The organism is Krasilnikovia sp. MM14-A1259 (assembly GCF_047159535.1).
Lineage (GTDB): Bacteria > Actinomycetota > Actinomycetes > Mycobacteriales > Micromonosporaceae > Actinoplanes.
In genome coordinates this window covers 6940605-6958748 of the sequence record NZ_BAAGAJ010000002.1, presented here as the reverse complement: position 1 = coordinate 6958748, position 18144 = coordinate 6940605, and the positions used below count along the sequence as shown (strand labels likewise).

Below are 18144 nucleotides of genomic sequence, written 5' to 3'. Positions count from 1 at the left end.
CCGCAGAAACGCACTGTAGTCGCCGGTGGCTCACCCGGCCAAAGCGCCCCGCTACAGTCTGACAGTTTCGCTACGCCCCGCGGTGGCGTACACCGAAACCGTCGCTCCGGGTGGCGTACCGGAAGGGTCAGCCGCCCATCGCCCGCCAGCGCGCCAGGTTGTGGCGCGCGTCCACCAGCGCGTCGTGGCGGCCGGAGGCTCCCGGCAGCGCCGGACGGCCCACCTCGTCCCAGCGCTGGCGCAGGTCCTTCGTGAAGCGGGGGATCTCCCGCGGCAGCGCGGGCATGGCGCCCCAGAGCTGGGCCAGCGCCACGTGGTCGTACGCCGCGAACCAGGCCCACAGCTCCATGTGCTCGTCGCGGCCGTGGACCGGCTCGGTGAGGAACGCGTACAGGTCGTCGCGGATGCGCTCGCGGGAACGCCACGCGGGGTCGGCCGGCGACGGCAGCTTGTCCAGGACGTTGCGGCGCACCCAGGGCACGGCCCGGGAGTCGTCGAACTCGGTGGACACGGCGTAGAACTCGCGGCCGTATTCGTCGACGACGCCGATCGAGACGAGGTCGACGGTGCGGCCGTCCTCGATGAACTCACAGTCGTAGAAATAGCGGTAGACCATCGTGGTCCATCCTCGCCCACGCCCGCCACCTCGGACACACAGGGGCCCGATCGCTAGTCACCGAGAGCGCGCAGCGCGGCGCGGGCCCGGTCCAGCACCTCGCCCGCCTCGGCACGGCAGCGCGCTGCCGAGGGTGCCTGCGCGCACTCCGCGAGGCGGCGCGCCGACCAGTCGGCCTGCGCCGCCCAGCGGAAACGCAGCAGCACCGGCAGCGTCGCGTCCAGCTCGTCGCCATGCACCGGCCCGGCCGCGAGGTAACCGTCGACGAGTTCGGCCGCGGCGTCCGGGCCACCCGCGTACGCGACCGCGGCGGCCACGTCGTACACCAGCGGGCCGGTGCCGGAGGTGCCGCCGTCGAGCACCCCGGCGCGGCCGGTGGCCGGGTCGACCACGAACTCCTCCGGCGCCGGGTCGCCGTGCAGCACCCCGTACGTGAGGCGGTCGGTCACGGTGAGCCGGGTCGCCGCGGTCACCGCGTCGACGACCGCGGCGCGCAGCCACGGCTCGCCGGACAGGTGCGCGGCGTCGGTGTCCAGCAGGTTCCACCGGCGCAGGCCCGGGTGGACGTACCCCTGCAGGGCCCGGTGCAGGGCGCCGAGCCGGTCGCCCCACCACTGCTGGTCGACCGGGTCGCCGCCGGTCAGGGCCCGGCCCGGGGTCCGGCGCAGCACCGCGAGCGCGCCCAGCGCGGTGGTCACGGTGAGCGCGCCGCCGAGCGTGCGTACCGGCTCCCCCGCGGCGATGCCGCGGCCGCGCAGGCGTCCGGCGGCGGCGAGCCCGGCCTCGACGGGCTGGCGTTCCAGCAGCCTGACCAGGCGCACCACGTAACGCTGGGGGCCGGCCTCGACCTCCCAGGACCGCGAGAGCATCCCGCCCCGCCGGGCGGTGATCGCGGTCGGCACGAGGTGCCAGTTCTCGCGCAGTACGGCGCGGAGCAGGTCGTGGTCCGGCACGGCGGCGATTCTTCCGGCGCGGACGGCGACTTCGACGGACACCGAGGGCGACGGTCACGCATCGCACAGAAAGGGTGTACAGGCAGCGAGCGACGAGACATGATCGGGTGTGCGCGAGTTGTGACGGGGACGTATCAAATGGCGTCCACGGTCCTCTTCATGCTAAGAGTGATCGTTCGCGTCGTGGGGGCCCGGCGCCCCGCCCGACGTGACCGTGGTCCCGACCGGGGAGGGATTGAGCGTGGAGCATCGCCCGCAGGACACCGGCGACGCGCTCACAGGCGTGGACATGTTCGCCGGCCTGGAGCCCGACGTCCGGCAGCGCGTTCTGGCCGCGGCCGTGCCGCGCACGTACCGAAAGGGTCAGATCCTCTTCGTCGAGGGCGACCCCGGCGAGTCGCTGATCATCCTCAAGCGGGGTGCGGTGGCGGTGTTCCGCACCGCGCCCACCGGCGAGCGCGCGGTGCTCACCGTGGCCCGCCCGCCGGACGTGCTCGGCGAGGTCTCGCTGCTCGACGCGTCGACCCGGTCCGCCTCCGCCGAGGCGATCGAGGACTGCCAGGCGCTCGCGCTGTCCCGGGCGGCGTTCATGGAGCTGGTGCACTCCAACCCGCGCATTCTCGACGCGGTGATGCGCTCGGTCGGGGCGCTCATCCGCCGGCTGACCGAGCAGAACGCGGACCACGTCTTCCTGGACCTGCCCGGACGGGTCGCCAAGACCCTGGTCCGGCTCGCCGGGGAAAGCCAGGCGCCGATGATCACCATCGAGCTCAACCAGAGCCAGCTCGCCGAGATGGCGGGCGGCTCGCGGCAGAGCGTCAACCAGGCCATCGGGTCGTTCGCCAGCCGCGGCTGGCTGCGAACCGAGGGCCGGCGCATCGTCGTCACGGACGTCTCCGCCCTGCGCCGCCGCGCCGGGATGACCGCCGCCTGACGCAGCGCCGGGCCCGCTAATCTGGCGCGGTGACCGACGACTTCACGGCGACGCTGCCCCGCAAGCGGATGGGTGCCGGGTTGCTGCTGACCGACCCGGATGACCGGGTGCTGCTCGTCGAGCCGACGTACAAGCCGTATTGGGAAGTCCCGGGCGGTGCGGTCGAGGCCGACGAGTCGCCGCATGCCGCGGTGGTGCGGGAGCTGAAGGAAGAGCTGGGTCTGCCGGTACAGCCGGGCCGGGTGCTGGTCACGGACTGGGTGCCGCCGCGTCCGGACCGCACCGAAGGCTTGATGATCGTGTTCGACGGCGGGGTGCTCACCCCGGAGCAGACCGTTGGCATCCGGCTGCCCGCCGACGAACTGCGCAGCTGGGCGTGGTGCACCGCGCAGGAAGCCGACGCACGGTTGTCGGAGCTGCTGGCTCGCCGGGTCGCGGCCGCGGTGCGGGCCCGCGCCGAGGGGACCTCGGTCTACCTGGAGAACGGGTTCCACGTCTCCTGAGCCGAGGCCCCGGTTCGTCGGGAATACTGCTCGCTCAGCCCGCGGCGGGGGCCGGGACCGCGGTGTTCTTGAGGCTCGACGCGTAGACGTCGACGTACTCGCGGCCCGAGAGCGTCATCAGCTCGTACATGATCTCGTCGGTGATCGCGCGCTCGACGAACCGGTCGCCGCGCGCCCCGGCGTACCGGGAGAAGTCCAGCGGGGTGCCGAACCGGATGCGGACCTGGCGGACCTTCGGGACCAGGGTGCCGGTCGGCTGGATCTCGTCGGTGTTGATCAACGCCACCGGGACCACCGGCGCTCCGGACTCCAGCGCGAGGCGCGCGACGCCGGTCTTGCCGCGGTAGAGCCGGCCGTCCGGGGAGCGGGTGCCCTCGGGGTAGATGCCCGCGATGTTGCCGCCGCGCAGCACCCGCAACTGCGTTTCCAGGGCCGCCTGGGCCGCCTTGCCACCGGAACGGTCCACCGGGATCGTCCCGGTGCCGACGAAGAACTGCCGCATGAGCCAGCCCTTGATCCCCTTACCGGTGAAGTACTCGGCTTTGGCGACGAAGGTCACCTTCCGCCGCACCACCAGCGGTGTGAAGATCGAGTCGGAGAACGACAGGTGGTTGCACGCCAGGATCACCGGCCCGGACGGCGGCACGTGCTGCAGGCCGTCGACGTCAGGCCGAAAAATGAGCTTGAGCAGAGGCCCCAAGACCACGAACTTGAGCAGCCAGTAGAACACTGATGTCCTTTCCTGCACGCACATGGTGATCGCGGGGGCACAGGAAGCGTACGAAGCGGGAGCGGCACGCCACAACGCACTCCCGCAACCGGTGCCTGTCGTGTCACCATTCAAGACACGGTAGGGGCGAGGGAGTGTGTGAGGTGACTGCGGGCGGCGCCCGTCGCGGGCGGCGGGACAACGGGCTCGACGCGGCCGACTATGCGGTCGCGGGCGACGTCGATCCGCGCATCGGCGAGCACCTGCTCGACGTGCTGGCGGCCGGCGGCATCGCCGCGTACCTGCAGCCCTCCGCGGATCTCAACCCGATCCTGCGCACCACGACGCTGCCCGCCCTCCCCACCGACCGGCTGTACGTCGACCGTACGCATCTGGAGGTGGCGCGCGGGCACCTGCACCGGCTCACCGGCGACGCCCCATCCGCCCCACCGGCCCCACGGCAGGACAGCGGATCGGCTCCGGGGGGCAGCCAGAGCGAGATCGACGCCGAGTGGGCGAAGATCATCTCCGGCTTCCACACCGCGGTCGATCCCACCGCCGCCCCGTGGCCCGCCGCGGAGGACCTGGACCCGACGCGCCCGCCCGAGCCACCCGCCACGGACCCGACCTCCCCGCCCGCCGACCGGTCGCGCCCGTCCGGCACGCTGCCGTCGGCCACGGACTTCTCCGGCGTCTCGCTGAACCGGCGGCGCACCGACCCGAAGCCGCCGCCCGAGCCTTCGCTGCTGGACGGTCTCGACACGTTCGGCACCGACACGCCGGGCACCGAGGACGACGACGAGAGGTACACCCCACCGCCGCCGCCCCCGCTGCCGCACATCTCGAAGTACACCGTCGCCGGGGTGCTCGGGGTGGTCATCGGCTTCCTGCTGTTCCTGCGGCCCAGCCTGCTGCCGATCGACAAGAACCTGGTCACGCTCGCCGGTTTCACCGCGGTGATCGCGGGCGCGGTGACGCTGGTCTGGCGGCTGCGTTCCGGCGAGGACGATGACGACGACGACTTCGATGACGGCGCGGTCGTCTGAGATTCATCGAGACTCACCGCTGTATCTCTGCGTAGTCCTGACGTAACCTTTCGTGATGCGTCAGAGCTCTCTCGTCGTCGTCGCCAACCGCCTGCCCCTCGATGACAACGCCGCGCCCGACGGCGCATGCGAGTGGCGCCGCAGCCCCGGCGGACTCACCAGCGCCCTGCACGCCATCCTCGAACAGACGCCCGCCACCTGGGTCGGCTGGGCGGGCGGCACCGGCCGCGCCCCGATCTTGCCGGACCTCGGCAGCCTGCAGATCCGGCCGGTCGCCCTCAGCGAGGCGGAACTGCGCGGCTACTACGAGGGATTCGCCAACTCCACCCTCTGGCCGCTCTACCACGACGCGGTCGAACCGCCGGTGTTCCACCGTGACTGGTGGGAGACGTACCAGTCGGTCAACCACCGGTTCGCGCAGGCCACCGCGGAGGTGGCCGAACCCGGCGCCGCGGTCTGGGTCCAGGACTACCACCTGAGCCTGGTGCCGCAGTACCTGCGGGACCTGCGCCCCGACCTGCTCATCGGGTTCTTCCTGCACGTGCCGTTCCCGCCGCCGGAGCTGTTCATGCAACTGCCCCGCCGCGTCGAACTGCTGCGCGGGATGCTCGGCGCCGACCTGGTCGGATTCCAGCGGCCACAGGCCGCGCACAACGTCGCCCAGCTCGCCGCGAAACTGCTCGCCGCGCAGGCCACCGACGACCAGATCACGCTGCCCGACGCCCGAGTCGTGCGCACCGGCGCGTTTCCGGTCTCCATCGACGTGGCCGAGATGCAGTCGCTGGCCCGCCGCCCGGCCGTCGTCAGTCGCGCCCGCCAGCTACGCCACGACCTCGGCGAACCGCGGCGGGTACTGCTCAGTGTGGACCGGCTCGACTACACCAAGGGCATCGAGCACCGGCTGACCGCGTACAGCGAACTGCTGCGCGACGGGCGCATCAAGGTACGCGACACCGTCGTGGTCCAGGTGGCGGTGCCGAGCCGGGAACGCGTGGACAGCTACCGCTCGCTGCGCGACCGGATCGAGGGCGAGGTCGGGCGGATCAACGGCGAGTACGGCCGGGTCGGCGAGGCCGCCATCCACTACCTCAACCAGCCGTTCGACCGCGCCGAACTGGCGGCGCTGTACCGGACCGCCGACGTCATGGTCGTCACGCCACTGCGCGACGGCATGAACCTGGTCGCCAAGGAGTTCGTGGCGGCCCGCGAGGACGTCGCAGGCGCGCTCGTGCTCAGCGAGTTCGCCGGTGCCGCCGACGAGTTGCAGCACGCGTTCCTGGTCAACCCGCACGACGTCGACGGGCTGAAGGAAACCCTGCTGTGCGCGATGCGGGCCGACCCGGCCGACCTGCGCGCCCGGATGGGAGCCATGCGCGAGCACCTGCGCGGCCACGACATCATCGCGTGGGCACGGGCGTATCTGACCGCACTGGACGACAGTGGACGGCTTGCGGACCGCCTGCCCGCGAGCGGCGCCGCCGGGCCCAAGTCACGCGGCGTGGCCGCCAAGGCCCGCGCGGTGGCGTCCCGTTCCCGGTCCGTGGCCCGCCGAAGGCCCCCCGCCTGATCGGTCAGGAGGTGCCGGGTGCCAGTTCCTTGCCGAGCCATTCGAGGATCGCGTCGATCGGCTCCGCCCAGCCCGCGTCGAGCATCAGGTCGTGACCCATGCCGGGGAACAGCAGCGGGGCCACGCCGTACCGGCCGGCGGCGCGGTCCAGCGCCTTGCGCGGCACGACCCGGTCGTCCGGGCTGCCCACCACCAGCACCGGTGCAGGCCCGGCCGGCCGGGGCGGCGCCCCGGCCATGAGGACCTGCCATTGCGTACGCGCGCCCGCCGGGGCCAGGCGTCCACGGAACGCGTCCGCCTGCTCGGCGGGCAGCTCCGCGCTGAACAGCTGGCGCCGGCTCAGCCGCAGCGCCCCGCCGAACGCCGCGGGCACCGTACCCAGCGGGTTGGTACGCAGCGCGGCGCGCAGCCCCGCCCAGCCGTCGAGCACCGGCGCGACCAGCACCGCGGCGCGCGCCGGATACCGGGCCAGCACCCGCGCGACCACCAGCGCCCCGGCCCCGTGCCCGATGAGGACGGCCTGCCGGGGCAGGCCCGCGGCCACCTGCACGACGTCGTGCGCGTACGCCCGCAGGCCGCCTCGCTCGCGCAGCGCCATCGCATGCGCCGGGAAGCCCCGCCGGGCCGCATGGCCCAGCCAGTGCTCGGCGAACGCCCACGGGCCGTGCCCCAGCCCCGGCACGAACAGCAGCGGCGGGCGGCCCTCGTCGCTGTCCGGCAGCGCGCTGTGCACCTCCCGGGCGACCGGCGGCACCGGGGACGCCCAGTCGGCGTACCGCAACAGGTGCGATCTCATGCCGGCTCCAGGCGGGACAGCAGGTCCTCCAGGACCCGCAGGTAGCGGGTGGACTCCACCTCGAACCAGTGCCTCGGGGTCGGCACGACCCGGCGGGGAGCCCAGCTACGCAGCGGACGGGTCGACTCGCGGCGCTGCACCTGTGCGGCCCGGTCCCGGTCCGTGGCGTACAGCCGCAGCCAGCGGGCGACGGCCACGCTCTGCCAGTGCGCCAGCGGGAACAGCCCGGCGTCCGGCTGGAGCAGGCCGACCACCGCGAGCGTGGGGTGGCGCCGGGCGAACGCGTGCAGGTGCAGATCCGGCCGCCCCTGCGCGTCGGTGTCGAGCAGCTCCGGCGCGAGGAACTCGAACCGCGGGCGGTAGCCGGTCGCCGCGACGACCAGGTCCGGTTCGATGTGCCGGTCGTCGGCCAGCACCACCCCGCGCGCGTCGAAGCGGGCCACGTCCGGCACCGCGGCGATCCGGCCGTCGTACAGGTAGTCGGCGAGCTCGCCGTTACGGACCGGATGGCTCTCGAACGGCCGGTGGTCGGGCACCGGCACACCGGCGCGGGTCAGGTCGCCCACGACGAGGCGCAGCATCCGGCGGTACAGCCACTGGGCCGCCCGGCGCGGCAGCCGGCGGGCGAGCACCTGATCGACCGGGCGCCCGGCGAGATACCGCGGGCCGTACCAGTAGCCGCGCCGGGTGGAATGCCACACCTCGGTGGCGTGCTGGGCCGCGGCCACCGCGAGGTCACAGCCGGTGTTGCCGCCGCCGACCACCAGCACCCGGCGCCCGCGCAGTTGCGCGGGATCCTTGCACGCCGAGGCGTGGATCAGCCGGCCCCGGAAGTCGTCGGCGCCGGGAAACACGGGCAGGTACGGCGCCCAGTTGTGGCCGTTGGCGACCACCACGGCGGCGTAGCGCTGGACGCGGGAGGCGCCGCCGCCCGGGCTCTGCGTGGTCACATCCCAGCTGCCGTCGCCGGCCGGCACCACCGAAACGACCTCGGTGCCGAACCAGATGTGCTCCGCCAGGCCGAAATGGGCGCAATAGCGCTCCAGATAGGACAGCACCCGGGTGTGGTCGGGGTATTGCGGCCAGGTGTCCGGCATCGGGAAGTCCGGGAACTCGGTGCGGGCCCGGGACGTGACCAGGCGGGTGCCCGCGTACACCGGGCTGCGGTCGTGGCGCCAGTTCCAGGCGCCGCCGACGGACGTCTCGCGCTCGTAGCAGTCGACGGCGAAGCCGTGTTCGCGCAAGTTCTTGACCGCCGCGAGGCCGCTGGCGCCCGCGCCGATCACGCACACCGCTGCGTGGCGGTCCGCAACCTCTCCGGAGTCGTGCACCCGGCGATCTTTGCAGAATGCGCGCCTACGAGGAAGGCAGCAAAAGATCCGCCAGGACGGGCAGGTGGTCGCTGGCCAGCCGGGCGCGCTCGGAGTCCACCACGTCGTGTGCGGCCACCTCGATGTCGGGCGAGACGAACAACGTGTCGATGCGCTGCCGCGGCAGGGTCGCCGGGAACGTCGGGGTCCCGCCACCGTCGGCCACGGCGTCGGTGAGGCCGTCGGCGACCGTACGCCAGGCCCCGCCGCCCGGCCCCTCGTTCAGGTCCGCGCCCACCACCAGCGGGCCGTCGACCCCCGCGGCGGCGGCCTTCCACCGCTCGGCCTGGCCCGGCCGTTCCGCCGGGTCGGTGGCCAGGTGCGAGCCGGTGACCGTGAACCGGGCGCCCTTGACCGAGCAGCGCGCGAACACCGCCCCCCGCAGGTGCCGGCCCGGGGTCAGCGGGTAGCGCAGACACCACGTCTCGTGCACCTTCACCCGCAGGCTGACCAGCAGCAGATTGCCCAGCGACGGCAGGCCCCCGGCCGCGACGACCAGCCCGAAGTCGTCCGCGAGCGCGGCGCACTTGTGGCGCCACCGGAACCGGCGCGGCGCCTCCTGCACGATCATCACGTCCGGGGCCAGGTCGCGGACCAGGCCGACCAGGGCGGCCCGGTCGTCGCGCAGGCCGTGCACGTTGTAGCTCAGCACCCGCAACGGAACCCCGGTCACGCCGCGCTCTCCTCCCGTCCGCTCCGGCCCGCCGGGCTCAGATCCGGCGGGCGAGGTCGGCGGCCCCCACCACCCCGGCGGCGTTGCCCGCCTCCGCGGGTTTGAGGTCGGCGACCGGGAACCGGCGTCGCTGGGCGAGCTGGTCGCGGTACGCCCGCTCGGTCGGCAGCAGCAGCAGGTCACCGGACTCGACCACGCCGCCGCCGACCACCAGCACCTGCGGGTCGAAGATCTGCGCGAGGTCGGCCAGCGCCACCCCGAGCCAGTAGCCCACCTGGGCGAACGCGTCCCGGGCCACCTCGTCGCCGGCCCGCGCGGCCTCCGTCACCATGCTGCCGCTGATCTTGTTCGGGTCGCCGCCGGCCTGGACCAGCAGCCCCGCGGCGCGCTCGGGCTCGCGCAGCGCCCCCGCCCGCGCGAAACGGACCAGGGCGTTGCCGCTGGCGTACTGCTCGATGCAGCCGAGCCGGCCGCACCCGCACGGGTGGCCGTCGGGGACCGACTGGATGTGGCCCAGTTCGCCGGCGATGCCGTTCGCGCCGCGCCACAGCCCGCCGTTGAGCACCACGCCGCCGCCGATGCCGGTACCGACGGTGATCATGACCATCGAGTCCTCGGCCTGCCGCGCCGCGCCGAACCGGAACTCGGCCCACGCCGCGACGTTCGCGTCGTTCTCCAGCACGGTGGGCAGACCCACGGCCTTCGCCACGTAGTCGCGCAGCGGCTCGTCGTGCCAGGCCAGGTTCGGCGCGAACAGCACGGTCGAACCGGTGGCGTCGATCCACGCCGCGGCGCCGATGCCGATCGCCATGGCGGACGGGTACGCCGCGGCCAGCTCGGCGGCCACCTCGACGATCGTGTCCCGGGTCCCGGCCTGGTCCTTGGCGGGTGTGCTGCGGCGGACCTGCGCCAGCACGTTGCCCTGCTCGTCGACCACCCCGCCGGCAACCTTGGTGCCGCCGACGTCGATTCCGATGGTCAGCGTCACGCTGCCCGTCCCCTCTGTTGGTTCACCCCGCGGCGCCGGCTCGGGCGTCGTCGCCCGTGCCCGCGGCGCGGTCCTCGGCCGCCGATGCGGCCGGCATGGTCCCGGCCCCCGCCCGTCCGGAGGCCGTACGGCCGGGAACATCATGATCCACGGTGGGCGACGGCGCCATGTCGGGAACGCCACCCTCGGGGTCGGCGGTGGCGGCGGCCCACGCATCGTCGTGCGGGCGCGGCCGGCGGCCGGCCGGGCGCAGCGAGCCCTTTCCGGGCTCGGCTCGCCGCACGGGTGCGGGGACCGGCCGGGTGCCCGTGCCACCGGGCGCCGGCCGGTCGACGGCAGCCCGGGTCGCGGCCGACCATGCGTCACCCACTTCGGCTTCTGCCACGCCCGAGGCACCGGCCGTCGGGCTGGGGGTCCGGGTCGAGCCCGACCTTTCCTGCTCCGCCGGGCGCGCGGTCCGGGTCGTACGCTCCGGCTCCGCCGGGCGCGGCGCGCGCGTGGCAGCCGACCAGGCCGTGTCCGGGTCGGGCTGCGGCGCGTCGGCGGCGTCACCGCGGCGCGGGGCCGGCGGGCGCGGAGCCGACATGCTGGAGAACGCGCGCAGCAGGCTGGCAACGCCGGCGGCGAAGTCGCCCGCTCCGGTGGCGAGTCGCTCGGCGACCTCGGGGCTGGGGTCGCGCATCGTGGCGATCACCCGGCAGAGGGGACACACGCAGCACTCCGCGCTGCCGGTGGACCAGCCACCTTCGTGGTGCCCCGAATCGGACGGCGCGGCACTGCCCGGCTGTGCGGCGCCGCCGGTGCGGGATCCGGGTGCCGGGGCGGGCCCGGCGAGCTGGCCCAGCAGGCCGGAAACCGTGTCCCCGAGCAGGGTGAACCCTTCGGCGACGCGGCCGGCCGTACCGGAATGGGAGTCGCCGGGGCTGCGCTCGGCCCCGGTCAGGCCATGCTGCGCGGCCATCGCGAGCACCGTGGCGACGAGTCGCTCGGCCTCCTGGCGCGCCGACCCGGTGGTGCCTGGCATGTCGTGCTCCTGCCTGCCCTGCCGGCCGCTCAGGCCTCGGCGAGGCTCTCGACGCGGCGCTTGAGCTGCTTCAACGCCGTATCCATGATCATCTTCTCGGCCTTGCGGCGGAACATGCCGAGCATGCCGATCGCAAGTTCCACCTCCAGGGTGTACGTGACCGTGGTGGTGCCGTCGCCGTTGTCGGCCAGGTCGTAGGAGCCGCGCTGGGACTTCTGCGTCTTCGACGGGGCGACCAGGTGCCACTCGACGCGCGACAGGTCCTCGGCGTATTCGTACTGCAGGGTGTACTCGTCGGCCATCACGCCCGCGTCGATGACGTAACGGACCTGGCTGGCGTAGCCGTCCTCGTACTCCTCGATGACCTCGACCTCCTTCATCGCATCCGCCCACTGCGGGTACTGCGGGAAGTCACAGATCACCGCGGCCACCCGGTCGAGGGGCGCATGTACCTGGATGGACTGCGTCGAGGTGTCCGCCATGCTCGGAGGCTACCGCGTCCGGGGCCGGATCCCGGCGACCGGGCCCTGAGGCGCACATGGCGGACACCGGCGGGCTCGGGTCTACCATCCGTCACGTGCCAACCTCAGCCAGCACCCCCGCCCGGGTCCAGCCGCTCGCGGTGGCCGCACGCATCGTCATGCTCGCCCTGGTCGGTGCGCTGACCCTGATCGCCACGCAGGACATCGCGGAGCTGCGCTGGATCGCGCTGCTGGCGGTCGCCGCGCTGCCCGCGCTGCTCACCCCGGACCACCGGATCGCGGCCCCGCTGGGCCGGTTCGCCGAGGTCACGATCACCGGCCTCGCGGCCGGGTCGGTCGCCGCCGCCGCGGACGCCACCGGCACGGTGGATGCCGGTTTCGGCGCCGAGGCCGTGCTGCCGTACCTGGCGGTGCCGCTGCTCACGGCCGCGCTGCGGCGCCGGCCCACCGAAGGCGCGGCGCTGCTGGGGGTCGCGGCCGTGGCGATGGTCGGGGGCGGGCTGATGGGCGAGGGAGTCCCCCCGATCACCCAGCCCGGATACCTGGCCGCGTGCGGCCAGTGGCTGGTGCTCGGTGCGATCGTCACGTTCGCGGCGGACACGATGCGCCAGCTCATGCAGCCGGCCGAGCAGCAGCCCCAACCGTACGCGGAGGCCACCCGGCTGCTCACCCAACTGCGCAGCGTGGCCCGGTCCCTGCCGGGGGCCACCCTGGACCCGGGGGGCATCTCCGAGCACCTGCTGGAGGAGCTGCGCGCGGTGGCCCCGGGCAGCCGCGCGGCGGTCCTGTCGGCCAGCGGAGGCGGGCGGCTCGTGGTACTCGCCCAGACCGGCGCCGAACGGGTCGACTGGGAGGTCACGCTCGACGCGGACTCCGCGATCGCGGACGCATGGGCGTCCCAGCAGCCGCAGGTGGCCAGCCGCTCCCAGGCCCGTACGCATGCGGGCGCCGAGGTGTCCTCGCTGGTCGTGCCGCTGGTCGCGGGCGTACGCACGATCGGGCTGGTGATCCTGGAGGCGGACGTGCCGCAGGCGTACCCGCCCGCGGTGGTGTCGGAGGTGCTGGAGGTGACCGGCCCGGCGGCACTGCGGCTGGAGGCGGCACTGCTGTTCGACGAGGTTCGCTCGCTGGCGACCAACGAGGAGCGCCAGCGCCTGGCCCGCGAGATCCACGACGGCGTGGCCCAGGAGCTCGTCATGGTGGGCTACGGGATCGACAACGCCCAGGCCACACTGCCGGAGGAGGCAAAGGAGGCGGCCGAGGAACTGCGCATCCTGCGCGGCGAGGTGACCCGGGTGATCACCGAGCTGCGGCTGAGCCTGTTCGAGCTGCGCTCGGAGGTGGACCGAAACGGCGGCCTGGCCGCGGCGATCGCCGAGTACGCCCGTACCCTGGGCACCTCGGCGGGTCTGCGGGTGCACTTCACGTTCGACGAGTCCACGGCGCGGCTGCCCGCCGCCACGGAAGCGGAGTTGCTGCGCATCGCCCAGGAGGCCATCACGAACGCCCGCAAGCACGCCGGGGCGTCCAACCTGTGGGTCACCTGGACTGTCGACCCGCCGTACGCGGAGATCGAGGTCTCTGACGACGGCAAGGGCTTCGCGGACGACCGCCCCGACGGGAGGTACGGCCTTGCGATCATGGCAGAGAGAGCGGAACGTATCCGGGGCCGTCTGGAGATCAGACCGCGACACCCCAGCGGGACAACCGTTGCGGTAAAGCTTGGAACTTCGACTCGGCGCGATAGCGTGCGGGATAGCGTTTCTGCACCAGAAGGGGAGTAACCCGAGCATGTCGACCAGTCCGCTGCCGACGACCCGCACCAAGGTGCTGCTTGTCGACGATCATGATCTGATCCGTAAGGGGCTGCGGCACGCATTCGAGCGGGACCGGCAGTTCGAGGTCGTCGGTGAGGCGGCCACGGCCGCGGAGGCGGTCCGGCAGGCCGGTGCCCTGCAGCCCGACGTCGTCATCATGGACCTGCGCCTGCCCGACGGCAGTGGCCTGGAGGCCACCCGGGCGCTGCGTAAGAACAACGCCAACATGGGCATCGTCGTGCTGACCATGTACGCGGGTGACGACCAGCTTTTCGGCGCCTTGGAGGCCGGAGCCAGCGCGTTCGTGCCGAAGACGGCGCCCGCCGACGAGGTGGTGGCCGCCGCCCGGCACGCCGCCAGTGCACCCAGCGCGTTCACCGCCGCCGACCTGGCCGAGGCCATGAAACGGCGCCTCGCCCCGTCCGGGCCGCAACTGTCGCCGCGCGAGGGTCAGGTGTTGCGCCTGCTCGCCGACGGCATGAGCGTGGCGGGCATCGCCAAGCAGCTGTTCGTCAGCGAGTCGACCGCGAAAACCCACATCTCCAAGCTGTACGAGAAGCTGGGCGCGGCCAACCGGGCCCAGGCGCTGATGACCGCGTTGCGGCTGGGGCTGTTGGAGGCCCCGGACGCCCCGAAGTTCTGATCAACTTTTTTTTGATCCGCCCGGCATCCGCCGGGCGGATCGGTTTGTCCCCCGTGGACGGTGGTCTCCCGCCTCATTCGTCGAGCGACCGGATCACCTTGCGCAGCAACGCATTGAGCTGCTGCAACTCGGTCACGTCGAGCGCCTGCAGCAGCCGCTGCTCGCGGGCCATGCCCTCGAAGATGTGCCGTTCCCACACCGCCCGTCCGGTCGTGGTCGGCCGCACCACCACGCGGCGCCGGTCATTGGCCCCGACTTCCCGGGTGATGAGATCCGCCGCCGCGAGCCGGTCCAGCCGGCTGGTCATGGCAGCCCGCGTGACGCCGACGGTGGCGGCGAGCTGGGCCGGGGTGGCCTCGGTGGAGTACGGCTGCACCATCAGCGCATGCAGCGTCTTGTAATCCTCCAGGGTGAAGTCACGGTCGGTGAACGCCGCCGCGTCCTCCCGGCGCATCCGGCGCAGGATGTGGTCCATCCGCACCAGCGCGCCCTCGACCTCCGGCGCGAACACGGGGTCGCTCTTCCAGTAGTCGGCCCAGCGTGCGACGTGATGGTCCACCGCGTCGCGGGGCTGCTCGCTCATGCCGCCCATCCTGCCACCTATGACTAGTAGTTGACTATCAACTACCGAATAGTTAGATGGTGAATTACTCTCTCGGCATGCGCCTCCCTCTTCGGCGGTGTGTGGGCCGACCGGCTGCAGCCGCAACGCGTCATGATCGCCGCCGATGTCGTCCGGTTCGCCACGACGGCAGCGATGGCGATCATGTTCGGCTCCGGCCACTACAGCCTTCCGGCGCTGTGCGCGCTAGCCGCCGCCTCCGCCGGCGCGGGCGCGTTCTTCTCCCCCGCCCTCATGGCCCTCAAGCCGCTGCTCGTCGCGCCCGCCCGGCGCCAGTCCACCAACGCCACGCTCAGCCTCGTCCAGACCTGCTGCTCCGTACTCGGCCCGGCCCTCGGTGGCCTCACCGGCGCCCGGTTCGGCGCCAGCACCGGCTTCGCGGTCAACGCGGCGAGCTTCCTCGCCTCCGCCGCCGCGGCACTGTTCATCCGCGCCCGCGCGGAACGGGCCCCCGGCGCCGGGATGTGGCACGACCTCGGCGCCGGATGGCGCGAGATCCGCACCCGGGACTGGCTGCTGGCCGGCGTGCTGTCCGCCACCCTGTACCACATCGCCAACGGCGTCGTGTTCGTCCTCGTTCAGGTGATCGCGGTCGAACGCCTCGGCGGGGCGGGTGCCGCCGGTTTCGTCGCCTCGGCGGAAGGACTCGGCGGTGTCATCGGCGCGGCGGTCGCGCTGCGCCTGCGCCCGGTCCGCCTGCTGCGCGCCGGATGGTTCGCCCTGCTGCTGATGCCGCTGTGGGCGCTCGCGTACGTGTGGCCCGGCGTGCTGCTGCCGGTGGGCAACGCGCTGGCCGGGCCACTGTCCGAGACGTTCGGCATGAACCGGGTGCTGGTGGTGTGCGCCCTGGTGTTCGCGGTGGCGGCGGCCGCACCGCTGCTGGTGCCCGCGTCGCGCAGGCTCACCCGCGCCCCGGCCACAGCAGAGCCACCCCCAGCCGAGCCACCCGCAGCGAAGCCACCGGTCGCGGCCACCACCGCACGCTGAGCGGGCGTCAGCCGTCGAGCAGGGCCCTCATCCGGTCCGCCTGGCGTTCCCAGCGCCACTCCTGCTCGACCCAGGCCCGGCCGGCCGCACCCATCGCACGCGCCCTGGCCGGATCGGACAACAATTCCACCAGCCGGCCGACGAGCACGTCGAGGTCGCGGCCGCCGACCACGAAGCCGGTCTCGCCGTCGCGGACCGCGTCCGGTGCGCCGCCGGAGTCACCGCCGACGACCGGCAGGCCGGTGGCGGACGCCTCCAGGTAGACGATGCCGAGGCCCTCCACGTCCAGGCCGGCCGCACGGGTGCGGCAGGGCATCGCGTACACGTCGCCGGCCGCGAACAGCGTGGGCAGCTCGGCCCAGGGCACCGAGCCGGTGAAGACCACATCGGACTCGACGCCGTGCTCGCGGGCCAGCCGCTCCAGGGTTTTCCGGTACGGGCCGCCGCTGCCCAGCAGCAACGCCGCCCCCGGCACCCGGCGGCGCACCGCGGGCAGCGCCCGGATCAGGGTGTCCTGCCCCTTGCGCGGCACGAGCCGCGAGACACACACGATCACCGGCCGGTCCGCGAGACCGTACCGGGCACGGACGGACGAGCCGTCCACATCGGGATGGAACGCGTCGACGTCCACCCCCGGGGCCAGCCGGTGCAACTCGGTGCGCCCGCCCAGCGCCCGGGCCAGCCGGACCCGCTGATACTCCCCCAGGTACGTCAGGACGTCGGTGCCGTCGGCGATGCGGCGCAACAGGTGCCGCGCGCCCGGCAGCGCCGCCCAGCCGATCTCGTGCCCGTGGGTCACCCCGACCGCCCGGTGCACCCCGGCGCGGCGGCGCAGCCCGGCGGCGAGCAGGCCGAGCGGGGCCGCCGCCCCGAACCAAACCGTGTCGCAGTCGTGCGTCCGGGCCAGCTCGGCCGCGCGGCGCGCCACCGCGGGGGTGGGCAGAAGTACCCCGGTGTCCTCCCGGACCACCTCGAACGGCTGCTCGGCGTCGAACTTCGCCGCGCCCCGCCACGTGGAGGCGTAGACCACCACGGACCCGGACGGCTGGCGCACCGCAAGGTTGTGCACGAACTGCTGGATGCCGCCCGGCCGGGGCGGGAAGTCGTTCGTGACCAGCAGGGTGCGGCCCATCAGCGCTCCCCCCGGGCGTACGCGCGGGCGGCAGCCATCCGCTCCACCGTGGACGGGTGTGACGCGGACATGACGTACTCCCAGGTCGGCGGGTCCGGGTCGGAGAGGTTGACCGAGCCCAGGCGGCGCTGCATGGCCTCGAAGGTGGCCGCGTCGCCGGTGAGCGCCAGCGCGTGCGCGTCGGCCCGGGCCTCGATCCGCCGGGTGACGAACGCCTGCGCGGGGCCGGCCACCAGCCCGGCGACCGTGCCCAGCGCGAGCAGCAGGGCGATCGCCCGGGGCTCGCCGACGGAGCCGACCCCGGCGTGACGCAGCAGGGCGCCCCAGCCGCCGAGCAGGAACAGGGCCACCACGGCGGCCGCGGTGCCCAGCGCGCCGATCAGGGTGCCGGTGAGCACGTCCTGATCCTTCGCGTGGCCGAGCTCGTGGGCCGCGACGGAGACCACCTCGGCGGGGTCGGCCTCGGTCAGCATCGTGTCGTACACGACGATGCGCCGGGTCGGCCCGAACCCCGACACGTACGCGTTGACCGCACGGGTGCGACGCGACGCGTCCGCCACGAGCACGTCGCGCACGGGCACCCCGTCGCGGCGGGCCAGCTCCAGCAGCTCGGTGCGCAACGGCCCGTCGGCCATCGGCGTGAACTTGTTGAACACCGGCTCGACCACCACGGGCAGCACGAACGACAGCAGCACCACGAGCGCCGCCGCACCGGCCGCCCCGAACGCCCACCACCAGCGCGGTGACAGCCGCACGACCGCGAAGAAGCCGAACAGGGCGATGCCGCCGATCACGGCACCGACCGCGTAGCCCTTGAGCAGGTCGACCGCCCAGCCGCCCCAGGACTGGGTGGAGATCCCGTACCGCACCGCGACGGTGTGCCGCCACGCGGCGAACGGCAGGGTGAGCAGCTCGACGGCGAACACCACGACGAGCCCGCCGAGCACGGCCTGCGCGGCCCAGTGCCCGCCGAACGGCCGCCCGGCCAGCTCGACCAGGCGCGCGCCCAGCGGGGTCAGCCCCAGCACCAGCGCCGCGACCAGCCCGAGCACGAGCGCGCCGTACGTCCCGGGGCGAAGCTGGGCGTGGAAGGCGCGGGCCCGCGCGACCTGCTCGGGCGGGAACTCGCGCAGCGCGGCGAGCTGATCGGCGCGCGGGGCGGGCGGCCGGTGCCACGGCACGGTCAGCGCCGCCGCCACGATCAGCGCGACGACGAGGGCGGCGAGGGCACAGGCCGCCCACAGGCGGGGGGTCATCCGTCAGCTCGCGGGCTCATGGCCGC

Annotated in this window: 18 protein-coding genes and 1 pseudogene; 7 read left to right on the top strand and 12 right to left on the bottom strand. The window is 73.6% G+C overall.

Annotated features, from left to right (window positions below):
* Positions 1–127 precede the first annotated feature (127 nt).
* Both ACMCNK_RS31740 and ACMCNK_RS31735 read right to left on the bottom strand, forming a co-directional pair.
* Positions 128–616, bottom strand: coding sequence for a polyadenylate-specific 3'-exoribonuclease AS (locus ACMCNK_RS31740; protein WP_412740013.1), 489 nt, complete (start codon positions 614–616; stop codon positions 128–130).
* Between the two features lie 53 nt (positions 617–669).
* Complete coding sequence (locus tag ACMCNK_RS31735) at positions 670–1611, bottom strand: phosphotransferase enzyme family protein (RefSeq protein ID WP_412740012.1); 942 nt, start codon at positions 1609–1611, stop codon at positions 670–672.
* A gap of 247 nt (positions 1612–1858) precedes the next feature.
* Here ACMCNK_RS31735 and ACMCNK_RS31730 point away from each other — a divergent pair, with 247 nt between their 5' ends.
* Both ACMCNK_RS31730 and ACMCNK_RS31725 read left to right on the top strand, forming a co-directional pair.
* Complete coding sequence (locus tag ACMCNK_RS31730) at positions 1859–2503, top strand: Crp/Fnr family transcriptional regulator (RefSeq protein ID WP_412741045.1); 645 nt, start codon at positions 1859–1861, stop codon at positions 2501–2503.
* A gap of 29 nt (positions 2504–2532) precedes the next feature.
* Positions 2533–3006: an NUDIX domain-containing protein gene (locus tag ACMCNK_RS31725; RefSeq protein ID WP_412740011.1), complete on the top strand. Its 474-nt coding sequence runs from the start codon at positions 2533–2535 to the stop codon at positions 3004–3006.
* Positions 3007–3040: 34 nt separating this feature from the next.
* Here the strand turns inward: ACMCNK_RS31725 and ACMCNK_RS31720 are convergent, their stop codons facing one another.
* Entirely contained in the window at positions 3041–3736 is a 696-nt protein-coding gene (locus tag ACMCNK_RS31720) for a lysophospholipid acyltransferase family protein (protein WP_412740010.1), read from the bottom strand.
* A gap of 143 nt (positions 3737–3879) precedes the next feature.
* Here ACMCNK_RS31720 and ACMCNK_RS31715 point away from each other — a divergent pair, with 143 nt between their 5' ends.
* Together ACMCNK_RS31715 and ACMCNK_RS31710 are read left to right on the top strand one after the other, a co-directional pair.
* Positions 3880–4761 carry a DUF308 domain-containing protein gene (locus ACMCNK_RS31715; protein WP_412740009.1) on the top strand — a complete coding sequence of 294 codons (882 nt, stop codon included), beginning with the start codon at positions 3880–3882 and terminating at the stop codon, positions 4759–4761.
* Between the two features lie 55 nt (positions 4762–4816).
* The gene (locus ACMCNK_RS31710; RefSeq protein ID WP_412740008.1) at positions 4817–6328 is read left to right on the top strand and encodes an alpha,alpha-trehalose-phosphate synthase (UDP-forming); all 1512 of its coding nucleotides are present in this window, start codon (positions 4817–4819) and stop codon (positions 6326–6328) included.
* A gap of 4 nt (positions 6329–6332) precedes the next feature.
* Here the strand turns inward: ACMCNK_RS31710 and ACMCNK_RS31705 are convergent, their stop codons facing one another.
* The 6 genes and pseudogenes from ACMCNK_RS31705 to ACMCNK_RS31680 all read right to left on the bottom strand — a co-directional run bounded on the left by ACMCNK_RS31705 (position 6333) and on the right by ACMCNK_RS31680 (position 11661).
* A complete protein-coding gene (locus tag ACMCNK_RS31705) occupies positions 6333–7124 on the bottom strand; it encodes an alpha/beta hydrolase (RefSeq protein WP_412740007.1) in 792 nt (263 codons plus the stop codon).
* Positions 7121–8455, bottom strand: coding sequence for a flavin-containing monooxygenase (locus tag ACMCNK_RS31700; protein WP_412740006.1), 1335 nt, complete (start codon positions 8453–8455; stop codon positions 7121–7123). Before ACMCNK_RS31700 ends, ACMCNK_RS31705 begins: the two co-directional genes overlap by 4 nt.
* Positions 8456–8480: 25 nt before the next feature.
* Positions 8481–9167: an endonuclease/exonuclease/phosphatase family protein gene (locus tag ACMCNK_RS31695; RefSeq protein WP_412740005.1), complete on the bottom strand. Its 687-nt coding sequence runs from the start codon at positions 9165–9167 to the stop codon at positions 8481–8483.
* Between the two features lie 37 nt (positions 9168–9204).
* Positions 9205–10155 carry an ROK family glucokinase gene (locus ACMCNK_RS31690; protein ID WP_412740004.1) on the bottom strand — a complete coding sequence of 317 codons (951 nt, stop codon included), beginning with the start codon at positions 10153–10155 and terminating at the stop codon, positions 9205–9207.
* A gap of 585 nt (positions 10156–10740) precedes the next feature.
* Positions 10741–11179, bottom strand: a pseudogene (locus ACMCNK_RS31685) (hypothetical protein); the annotation flags it as partial.
* Positions 11180–11208: 29 nt separating this feature from the next.
* On the bottom strand, positions 11209–11661 hold the full coding sequence (locus ACMCNK_RS31680; protein WP_412740003.1) for an SRPBCC family protein: 453 nt from the start codon (positions 11659–11661) through the stop codon (positions 11209–11211).
* Positions 11662–11756: 95 nt separating this feature from the next.
* On the opposite strand from ACMCNK_RS31680, the gene ACMCNK_RS31675 reads away from it, so the two are divergent.
* Together ACMCNK_RS31675 and ACMCNK_RS31670 are read left to right on the top strand one after the other, a co-directional pair.
* Positions 11757–13445 carry a GAF domain-containing sensor histidine kinase gene (locus ACMCNK_RS31675; RefSeq protein WP_412740002.1) on the top strand — a complete coding sequence of 563 codons (1689 nt, stop codon included), beginning with the start codon at positions 11757–11759 and terminating at the stop codon, positions 13443–13445.
* Positions 13446–13452: 7 nt separating this feature from the next.
* Positions 13453–14121: a response regulator gene (locus tag ACMCNK_RS31670; RefSeq protein ID WP_130511446.1), complete on the top strand. Its 669-nt coding sequence runs from the start codon at positions 13453–13455 to the stop codon at positions 14119–14121.
* A gap of 73 nt (positions 14122–14194) precedes the next feature.
* On the opposite strand, the gene ACMCNK_RS31665 is transcribed toward ACMCNK_RS31670, so the two are convergent.
* Positions 14195–14704, bottom strand: a complete 510-nt coding sequence (locus ACMCNK_RS31665; protein ID WP_412740001.1) for a MarR family winged helix-turn-helix transcriptional regulator — start codon at positions 14702–14704, stop codon at positions 14195–14197.
* A 63-nt stretch (positions 14705–14767) separates the two neighbouring features.
* Here ACMCNK_RS31665 and ACMCNK_RS31660 point away from each other — a divergent pair, with 63 nt between their 5' ends.
* On the top strand, positions 14768–15730 hold the full coding sequence (locus ACMCNK_RS31660; RefSeq protein WP_412741044.1) for an MFS transporter: 963 nt from the start codon (positions 14768–14770) through the stop codon (positions 15728–15730).
* Positions 15731–15737: 7 nt separating this feature from the next.
* Here the strand turns inward: ACMCNK_RS31660 and ACMCNK_RS31655 are convergent, their stop codons facing one another.
* Entirely contained in the window at positions 15738–16862 is a 1125-nt protein-coding gene (locus tag ACMCNK_RS31655) for a glycosyltransferase family 4 protein (protein ID WP_412740000.1), read from the bottom strand.
* Complete coding sequence (locus ACMCNK_RS31650) at positions 16862–18118, bottom strand: M48 family metallopeptidase (RefSeq protein ID WP_412739999.1); 1257 nt, start codon at positions 18116–18118, stop codon at positions 16862–16864. The genes ACMCNK_RS31655 and ACMCNK_RS31650 overlap by 1 nt, the downstream gene beginning before the upstream one ends.
* Positions 18119–18144 lie beyond the last annotated feature (26 nt).

What these genes read in the sequence shown, in the direction of transcription:
- ACMCNK_RS31740 (WP_412740013.1), bottom strand. Translation starts at nt 616, where the DNA reads ATGGTCTACCGCTATTTCTACGACTGTGAGTTCATCGAGGACGGCCGC.
- ACMCNK_RS31730 (WP_412741045.1), top strand. Translation starts at nt 1,859, where the DNA reads ATGTTCGCCGGCCTGGAGCCCGACGTCCGGCAGCGCGTTCTGGCCGCG.
- ACMCNK_RS31710 (WP_412740008.1), top strand. Translation starts at nt 4,817, where the DNA reads ATGCGTCAGAGCTCTCTCGTCGTCGTCGCCAACCGCCTGCCCCTCGAT.
- ACMCNK_RS31705 (WP_412740007.1), bottom strand. Translation starts at nt 7,124, where the DNA reads ATGAGATCGCACCTGTTGCGGTACGCCGACTGGGCGTCCCCGGTGCCG.
- ACMCNK_RS31680 (WP_412740003.1), bottom strand. Translation starts at nt 11,661, where the DNA reads ATGGCGGACACCTCGACGCAGTCCATCCAGGTACATGCGCCCCTCGAC.
- ACMCNK_RS31670 (WP_130511446.1), top strand. Translation starts at nt 13,453, where the DNA reads ATGTCGACCAGTCCGCTGCCGACGACCCGCACCAAGGTGCTGCTTGTC.
- ACMCNK_RS31665 (WP_412740001.1), bottom strand. Translation starts at nt 14,704, where the DNA reads ATGAGCGAGCAGCCCCGCGACGCGGTGGACCATCACGTCGCACGCTGG.
- ACMCNK_RS31655 (WP_412740000.1), bottom strand. Translation starts at nt 16,862, where the DNA reads ATGGGCCGCACCCTGCTGGTCACGAACGACTTCCCGCCCCGGCCGGGC.
- ACMCNK_RS31650 (WP_412739999.1), bottom strand. Translation starts at nt 18,118, where the DNA reads ATGACCCCCCGCCTGTGGGCGGCCTGTGCCCTCGCCGCCCTCGTCGTC.